The following is a 6,851-nucleotide window of genomic DNA, read 5'->3' as shown; positions in this document are numbered from 1 at the left end:
ACTCAATCACCATCTTTGGCAACAGAGGGGGTTGATGACGAACAGTTAGTTTCAATCTATTTGACTTAATGTTTTTCATTTTATTTTTGTATTAGTATATAAATAAAAGTAATTTACTGTATTCAATAATACAGTCTAATATAATTGTAAACAATTTAATCCAAAAAGTCAAGTTTTTTTATCTATTTTTTGTACTAAAAAACTGTTAAACAAAAAAAGAATGTATAATTCTACATTCCCTCGTCATAATCTCATAAATTAAAATAAATTAAAATTTTTTCTCCATTTTATCAAATCCAAATAATATCATAAATCATAAAATAATAAAGATTATCATAAAATATTGACTACTTGTAAATCACAAAATATAATTTACCTGTGTAGTATCTCTACCAAATTCTATAATAAATCTAATTATTCAATATAATAACAAAAATAATCATGATATTAATCATACTTTATATTTTCAAGATATTAGTTTTTTCCAAAATATAACTATGAATATCAAAAATAATAATAATCATTCTCAAAAACTTTCCAAAAAATTAGTATTAAGTCTTTTTTCTTGATCTACTGTTTCATATATATAAATTAAGTTTATTGCTTCCAATAATTCTTGATTTTGATACAAAATAGAACTTCAAATCTCATCTATAGTTTTCCCAAATAATTCTTGATTTAAAAAATTTCCAATTCTTCCAAAAAATATTCACAATGGCACCACAATAACTATCAAATCTATAAGAAAATAAAAATCTTTATATGATAATTTATATTTTGATTTAATATATAACATAGATAAAAAAACTCATATTACTCCACCTACAAAAGCCATTCAACCTTGCCATATAAAAAATATTTCCCATATATTATTGAAAATAATACTCTGATTATAAAATATTACATAACCTAATCTTCATCCAAGCAAAACTCATAAAATAATGTAAAAAGCAATATCATCCAAATTATTTTTTAAAAGATTTTTTACTTTTCAATAATTATCAAGCAAGTTTGACCTTGCTAAAGAATAAAGGAATAAATAAGATAAAACAAAAGATAAAAGATAAAAAATTCAATACCAATAAATAGATATTCCAAAAATTTCTAAAGCTACCATTTATAAATTAATTTATTAATAAATTTTACCAATTATCCCCAAAATCCTCTGGTTTACCATAAAAATCATTAAATAATTCATGTATATAATCTTTGGGTGTATATTTAGGTCTAGATCTTTTTTCATACATTTCTTGTATCCGATCTCAAGATTGTTCTCTCATTTCTTTTTTCATTTTTTCTTGCATTCAATCTTCAAGAATATCATAGTTTGGATCTTTATCAGTTGCTCTAGGCCTTTCTTCATCTTGTTCATTGAATAAATCTTCTCAATCTTCATCAAAATTTGGATCTTGATGTTGTCTATTTGGATCTTGTCTATATCATTTATCAGGATTAAATAATTCATCCAATCATTGCATTCAATCTTTCATTTCTTCATTTGCATCATCAATATTTTCAGAAAATTTATCAGCATTTTCACACAAATATCTAAGTGTTTTTTCATCCTTTTCTTTTATTATCATATCCAATACATTATAGGACATATAAAATCCTTGCAAGGCAGTATTCATAGAATTGTAAGCTGACAAAAATTTATTTTTTATATTATCAGATTCAATAGCACAACTATAAGGATCTTGTTGAATATAATCTTCAAGCATATCAAGAGCTGAATATTTATATTCAATAACAGATTCATTTATTTTTACAAGATTTAAATAAGATTCTTTATTTGACTCAATCAACGAATCCAAACAATCAACCAAAAATTCATCCTCAAGTTCTTTTTGCCAAGATTGCATTTGAACCATTTGATTATAGATTTTATCTATTAAATCCACTATATTATCTATTAATTTCTCAAAATTATCAATAATATCAGAAAATATATCAGCACATATTTGAGCAGATATCAAAAGTCTAATACTGTAAGCAATTACCCTATTATTAATAATATCTCAAGCATATTCATCTTCTGGATCTCAAAGAACTTTTGCCGATTTATTATAAGCTTTAATTGATTCTGACAATAATTCAAAAGATTCAAATAAATCTCAGTCCAAATAAGTTCTATATCATTCAAATAAATATGTATTAGCAGTATTGAAATAATATTCCCAATTTTTAATTTGGAAAGAATCTCTAGCTTTTTCAAAATTTCATTGTAATGTTTCTATATTTCAAATATAATTTGAAACTTTATCAGATAATTTTTTATCACTCGTAATATATACACTTTCCAATCTATTTTTATATAAGTTTCAAGCTCTCATCAAATTATTTGGATAATCAAATACAGTATTACTAATAAATCAAGGATCAAATTCTTTTGCAAATAAAAACGATTCCAATAATTTATTTGAATACGACAAATACAATGAAAATCAAATTAGCAAAAAAAAGGAACTCAATACAAAATAAATAAAATATTTTTTTAAATTATTTTTTACATATGTTTTACTATTCATTGAATCTAAATTATATATTTTTAAAAAATTGAATACTTTATACATATTAGATTATAATTTTCAATATAATATTTATTTTAATCCAAAAAAATTATATTAAATTTATGTATCACAAAAAATATTTTTATATTCTAACAAATACTGTATATAATCAAGAATTTATTAAAAATGTTAATCTACAAATAGAAGTTTTAAAAAAACAAGGAGAGCCGGACTTGAACCGACAACTGAGGTGCCGAAGACCTCTGTGTTCCCAATTACACTATCCCCTTATATAAATTACAGAAAATATATCATAAAAAAATATTTATCTATTAATTTTTCTATTTTTTTTTACATATTTTCTATATCACCATGAATCAAATCATTTATAAATAAAACTAACTTCTCAAGAATTTGGCTGTCTTACTGCTCTATATCAATCTGGATCTTCCCTTCAAGAAGTAATATCACATATCAGTTTTCATACACGAAAAAACCACAAATAAGAATTTCCTTTAGGATTTGTATATTCTCTTTTTTGTCATTCCAAATTATTTTTTGAACTTTCTCAAATAAGTTTTTTTTGTTTTTCAGCTTGTTTTTTTTGTTTCAATATTCACATTTTATTAGTTCTACTAGCCATTACACTAAATTTTATATATAAAAATATATATTATATATAATGTTATATAATTCATTTTCAAGAGAAAATATTTTTTTTATAATATAAAATATTATTATAATTTTTCTTAAAAATCTATTTTTTATTAATTTAAAAAAATCTACACTAAATAATGTAGATTTTTTATTTAACAACAAATATGATTTACATCATACCAGGCATTCACATTCCTCACATTCCTCACATTCAACCCATTCCTCACATATCATCAGATAATTTATTATCATCTTTACTTGGTGAGTCTGCAATTACTGCATCAGTAGTCAAAAGTAAACTAGCCGCACTAGTAGCATTTTGTAAAGATTCTCTTACTACTTTTACTGGATCAATTACTCATGCATCCAACATATCAACATATTCTCAAGTTTTTGAATTGAAACCATAATTAATATCATTTCATTCTTTAACTTTTTCTATAACTAAATCCGCTTTATATCATGCATTATTTACTATTTGTATAGCTGGATATTGAATAGCTTTTTTTATAATTTCTACACCAACTTGTTCATCTTTATCTTCCAAATTAAAGTTTTCTAAAGATTTTGAAATATTCAAAAGTGCTGTACCTCAACCAGCCACAATTCATTCTTGAACTGCTGCTCTAGTTGCATTCATAGCATCTTCTATTTTAAATTTCTTATTTTTCATTTCTGTTTCTGTAGCTGCTCATACTCTAATTACTGCAACTCATCATACTAATCTAGCCAATCTTTCTTGTAATTTTTCTTTATCATAATCAGAATTAGTATTTTCTATTTGTACTCTTATTTCTTGAACTCTTGAATTAATATTTTCTTCTTGTCATTTACCACCAATTATTACAGTATTATCTTTATTTGAAACAATTTTATCAGCACTACCAACTACTTCCATACCAACATTTTCTATATTCATTCATATTTCTTCACTTATTACTTGTCATCAAGTAATAGTTGCTATATCTTTAAGCATTTCTTTTTTTCTATCACCAAATCATGGAGCTTTAATAGCTAATACATTCAAAATTCATCTTATTTTATTTAATACTAATGTTGCCAAAGCTTCTCATTCTATATCTTCAGCTATCAAAACTATATCTTTTTTACCAGAATTAGTAATTTGTTCCAACAAAGGCAAGATTTCTTTAATAGAAGATATTTTTTTATCAGTAATTATAATTGATGATTTTTCAGATATAGCTTCCATCCTAGAAGAATCAGTAATAAAATATGGACTTAAATAACCTTGATCAAATTGCATACCTTTTACTACTTCCTTTTCTAGACCGATTGATTTTCATTCTTCTACTGTAACAACTCAATCATTACCAACTTCTTCCATAACTTCAGCTATTAATTCACCAACTTGTTCATCTTGAGCCGATATTGTTGCTACTTGTTTAATTTGTTCTTTAGTATCAATAGGTTTGGATTGTTCTTTCAATTCTTGTATAGATTTTTCACTTGCTTTTTGTAAACCTCTACCAAGTGCAAAAGGATTTACTCAAGAATCTATATATCTCAATCATTCTTTAACTATTCCATCCAACAAAACAACAGTACTTGTAGTACCATCACCAGCTGCATCATTAGTTTTATTAGCTGCTTCTTTTACAAATTCAGCTCAAATATTTTCAAATTTATCTTCTAATTCAATTTCTTTTGCTACAGTAACTCAATCATTAGTAACTGTTGGAGCTCAATATGATTTTTCCAAAATAACATTTTTACCTTTTGGTCACATTGTTACCATAACTGCTTGTGCAACTTTTTGTATACCATTATATACTTGTTTTCTTCATTCATCATGATATTTTATTATTTTTGACATTATTTTTTAATTTATAGATATAAATATTTAAATTATTTTAGATTTTCTCATAATATTTTTTTTGAATTATCATCTATGTATTTTTTTATTTCATTTAATTTTTCATTATCTGACATTTTTTCATTATTAATAATTCATTTTATATAACCAAAACTATAACCCAAAAATTGTTCTACGGACATATTTTTTCCTTCCATAATATAACTTTTTTAATAAATTTTAAATTATTATTTTTTATCTTTTGCCAAAATACTAGAATGTTTTAGAACTAAATATTTTACTTTTTCTCATTCACTTTCAACTTCAATTTCATCAGGACTATATTTAGTAAAATATACAATATCTCAAACATTAACATCCATTTTTGATCTAGATCAATCATCTAATATTTTACCTTCACCAACAGCAACAACTTCTCACTTTCATGGTTTTTCTTTATTGGACTCTGGAAGAACAATTCAAGATTTTGTTTTAGTTTCCTCCTTACAAGCTTTTACAACAACATTATCTTCTATAGGATATAATTTACTCATATTTTTATTATATTAAATATATAAAATTAAAACTTTAAATAACAATTTAAAGCACCTCAATCTTGAAGGTGCTATTATAATACAAAAAAAAAATAAAATTTCAAGAGAAAATGTAATTTTTTTTGTAAAAAAGTGATTTTAATTTTGAATAGATCAAGAAAACAAGATTATAAATTTGTAGTAAATATTTTTATATATTTCAAAAAATCCTTGAATAGATCAAGGATTTATTTTTTATAAATAAAAAAAAAAGGTCAAATAATAAAACAAATTATTAAACTAATTGTAATCATGATAAAACTTCAATATTATCATCTTTAACCAATATCATATACTCCCATTGAGCTCATTTATCTCATTTACTTGTATACAAATTCCAAGAATTTCATTTTTTATTTATTACATGTTTGGAGTTAAAACTAGTTATCGGTTCCAAAGCCAAAACCATATTTTTTTTAATTTTAATTTTTTTAGTATCAGGATGTGTCCAATTAAAAATATGAGGTGCTTCATGAACTTTAGTTCAAACTCAATGACCAGTTAAATCCCTAATAACACAAAATCATGCATTTTCAACTATATCTTGAACAGATTTTGAATAATCAAAACTATAAGAATCAGATAACAAAAAATTTATAGAAACATCCAATGCTTTTTTTGTTATTTTAATTAATTCAGCTCATGCTACATCTTTATCATCTCAACCTATAATTATAGAAAAAGCAGAATCAGAAAATCATTTTTTGTAAATAACTCAAGAATCTACTTTCAATAAATCTCAATCTTTTAAGATATAATTATTTGGAATTCAATGCACAACACAATCATTTACAGACAAACATAAATTTGCAGGAAATCACATATATCATTTAAATGCACCTTTTAAATTATTTTTCTCAATAAAAGACTGTGCCAAATCCTCAAGTTCCAAAAGAGAAACTCAAGGTTTACAATTTTGATATATTAAATACAAAAGTTCATTTAAATATTTACCACTATCTCTTATAACCTTAATTTGATTTTCAGTCTTAATAATAGCTCTTCACATAAAAAAAATTATAATATAAACAATCTATTCATCATCTTCCAAATCATCAGTATCATCAGAATCATCCATATCACTATATTCGTCAGAACTTTCCAAATATGCCTCCAACATATCTTCTATAAGATATCCCCAAAGCTCTTTATCTCAAACATCAGAATAATTTTCTTTATATATACTATAAACATCTTCTAATATTTTTGTTGTAGATTCAGTAACATTTGCTTCAATAGTTAAATCTTGGAATTTAATTTCTTCACTCATATTTTTTA

Annotated in this window: 8 protein-coding genes and 1 tRNA gene; all 9 read right to left on the bottom strand. The window is 23.7% G+C overall.

Annotated elements, in window-relative coordinates:
- Positions 1–268: 268 nt before the first annotated feature.
- On the bottom strand, positions 269–1,117 hold the full coding sequence (gene lgt, locus VAMP_RS03780) for a prolipoprotein diacylglyceryl transferase (RefSeq protein ID WP_213349478.1): 849 nt from the start codon (positions 1,115–1,117) through the stop codon (positions 269–271).
- A gap of 25 nt (positions 1,118–1,142) precedes the next feature.
- Positions 1,143–2,528 carry a hypothetical protein gene (locus tag VAMP_RS03775; protein WP_213349475.1) on the bottom strand — a complete coding sequence of 462 codons (1,386 nt, stop codon included), beginning with the start codon at positions 2,526–2,528 and terminating at the stop codon, positions 1,143–1,145.
- 200 nt (positions 2,529–2,728) lie between these two features.
- A tRNA-Arg gene (locus VAMP_RS03770) sits at positions 2,729–2,800 on the bottom strand.
- A 35-nt stretch (positions 2,801–2,835) separates the two neighbouring features.
- Entirely contained in the window at positions 2,836–3,153 is a 318-nt protein-coding gene (locus VAMP_RS03765) for a hypothetical protein (protein ID WP_213349473.1), read from the bottom strand.
- Between the two features lie 183 nt (positions 3,154–3,336).
- Positions 3,337–5,001: a chaperonin GroEL gene (groL, locus tag VAMP_RS03760; RefSeq protein WP_213349471.1), complete on the bottom strand. Its 1,665-nt coding sequence runs from the start codon at positions 4,999–5,001 to the stop codon at positions 3,337–3,339.
- A 32-nt stretch (positions 5,002–5,033) separates the two neighbouring features.
- Positions 5,034–5,198, bottom strand: a complete 165-nt coding sequence (locus tag VAMP_RS03755; RefSeq protein WP_213349467.1) for a hypothetical protein — start codon at positions 5,196–5,198, stop codon at positions 5,034–5,036.
- Between the two features lie 30 nt (positions 5,199–5,228).
- Positions 5,229–5,534: a co-chaperone GroES gene (locus tag VAMP_RS03750; protein WP_213349464.1), complete on the bottom strand. Its 306-nt coding sequence runs from the start codon at positions 5,532–5,534 to the stop codon at positions 5,229–5,231.
- Between the two features lie 274 nt (positions 5,535–5,808).
- Positions 5,809–6,582, bottom strand: a complete 774-nt coding sequence (gene map, locus VAMP_RS03745) for a type I methionyl aminopeptidase (RefSeq protein ID WP_213349462.1) — start codon at positions 6,580–6,582, stop codon at positions 5,809–5,811.
- A gap of 24 nt (positions 6,583–6,606) precedes the next feature.
- Positions 6,607–6,851, bottom strand: a 245-nt coding sequence (locus VAMP_RS03740) for a hypothetical protein (protein WP_439099514.1), incomplete at its 5' end; no start/stop codon positions are given.

Source organism: Candidatus Vampirococcus lugosii (assembly GCF_018420025.1).
Classification (GTDB): domain Bacteria; phylum Patescibacteriota; class Gracilibacteria; order Absconditabacterales; family Absconditicoccaceae; genus Vampirococcus; species Vampirococcus lugosii.
The sequence above is the reverse complement of the archived record's forward strand: the minus strand, read 5'-3'. Positions and strand labels throughout refer to the sequence as shown.